Genomic DNA, 288 nt, shown 5'->3' on the forward strand with positions numbered 1-288 from the left:
GAAATATCCTTCGTGAGCTCTTGGCCATAAAGCGGAAGTCTTGCTTCAAATCTTAAGGTGTCACGTGCACCGAGCCCACATGGAATCAGTCCTTTCGGCTGTCCGGCTTCTAATAAAGCGGTCCAAAGGTGAACAGCATCTTCTGACTGGCAGTAGATTTCAAAGCCATCTTCTCCTGTGTAGCCGGTTCTTGATACAAGCACCTCTTTTTGCGCAATGATTGCTTTTGATAAAAACGTAAATGGCTTCAATGACGTTACCTCTTCATCCGCAACACCTTTGATGATG

General features: G+C 45.5%; 1 pseudogene. It reads right to left on the minus strand.

The features are described 5' to 3' along the window. A pseudogene (locus AAEY75_RS14575) lies at positions 1-288 on the minus strand (hypothetical protein); the annotation flags it as partial.

The organism is Psychrobacter sp. TB55-MNA-CIBAN-0194, assembly GCF_040309505.1.
Lineage (GTDB): Bacteria > Pseudomonadota > Gammaproteobacteria > Pseudomonadales > Moraxellaceae > Psychrobacter > Psychrobacter fozii.